Here is a 548-nt window from a genome sequence, read left to right as displayed (position 1 = left end):
AAGGAACAGTAACAGAACCGAACAAGAAACCATCACAACCAGTGAATGTAACAACACCAGCTCGTAAGACACCAACAATAGAGTTGAAACCAGATCCTAAGACAGGTGACGTTACAGTAACACCGCAGAGACCAGGAGGAGGAACATATCCACCAGGAACTACGGTAGAAATCCCAGGTGAAGATGGTCCAATCACTGTTGAAATCGGTAAAGATGGTAAAGGTAAAGTACCAAATGATAAACTTCCTAAGAAAGATGTTCCAGGTACAGGTAAGATTACAGAACCAGGTAAACCAGCTGTGGAAGTTCCTAATGTAACAACACCAGCTAAGGTAACACCAGAAACACCAGAAACTGAAAAACCAGTTGAGATTGAAATTACTCCACAACCAAATGGAGATGCGATTGTAACGCCTAAGAAACCAGGAGGAGGAACATATCCACCAGGTACTAAGGTAGAAATCCCAGGTGAAGATGGAAACACAATTACTGTTGAAATCGGTAAAGATGGTTCAGGTAAAGTACCAAATGACAAACTTCCTAAGAAA

At 41.6% G+C, this 548-nt stretch carries 1 pseudogene; it reads left to right on the top strand.

The features are described from left to right. A pseudogene (locus HT731_RS09190) lies at nucleotides 1-548 on the top strand (hypothetical protein); the annotation flags it as partial.

The sequence above is a fragment of the Streptococcus sp. k-163 genome, from assembly GCF_013277555.1.
Lineage (GTDB): Bacteria > Bacillota > Bacilli > Lactobacillales > Streptococcaceae > Streptococcus.
The sequence above is the reverse complement of the archived record's forward strand: the minus strand, read 5'-3'. Positions and strand labels throughout refer to the sequence as shown.